Origin of the sequence: Prescottella agglutinans (genome assembly GCF_004011865.1) — a bacterium.
Taxonomy (GTDB): Bacteria; Actinomycetota; Actinomycetes; order Mycobacteriales; family Mycobacteriaceae; genus Prescottella; species Prescottella agglutinans.
The window spans coordinates 122,203-122,735 of the sequence record NZ_RKLP01000007.1 but is presented as its reverse complement, the minus strand read 5'-3'; the positions used below and the strand labels follow the sequence as shown (position 1 = coordinate 122,735).

At 66.4% G+C, this 533-nt stretch carries 1 protein-coding gene; it reads left to right on the top strand.

Annotated features, from left to right (window positions below; genetic code table 11):
- The first annotated feature begins 126 nt into the window (after positions 1-126).
- Positions 127-516 carry a hypothetical protein gene (locus tag EGT67_RS14550; RefSeq protein ID WP_127916799.1) on the top strand — a complete coding sequence of 130 codons (390 nt, stop codon included), beginning with the start codon at positions 127-129 and terminating at the stop codon, positions 514-516.
- Positions 517-533: the final 17 nt, after the last annotated feature.

Genomic DNA, 533 nt, shown 5'->3' with positions numbered 1-533 from the left:
AATCGGTTTTGCCGCAACAAACTTCGCATTCATACCGAACACCGCCGATTCCTGGCGAAGGAGGCGCCCGGGCACTAGCGTCGAAACAACTGGACTGCCTTCCTTCCACACAGTTTGGAGAGCGTCATGAAACTCCTGAAGGCATCGGCCGCATCGGTCCTCGTCGTCGCCGCACTCGGCAGCGGTGCCGGCGCCGCCTACGCGGCACCCGCCCAGTCGACCGTCCCCGGCGACATCGCCGTCCCGCTCGTGCAGCCTGTCGTCGACAAACAGACGGCGCAAGACAATCTGATGCGCGAGATCGGTATCGGCTGGGAGCGCGGCGGTCCGGCGGGGATGGCGACCGGCGCCGGAGTCGGGCTCGCGATCGGCTGCGTCTCGATCTTCCCGAACTTCATCGCCGGCTGCATCGTCGGCACCGGGATCGGCGCGGCCGTCGGCGCGTACAACGGCATCACGCAGTCGAACCCAAACGTGCAGCCCGCCTTCGACGCGTGGATGAACGCCACACCGTGAGAGCACTTCCAGCCGCC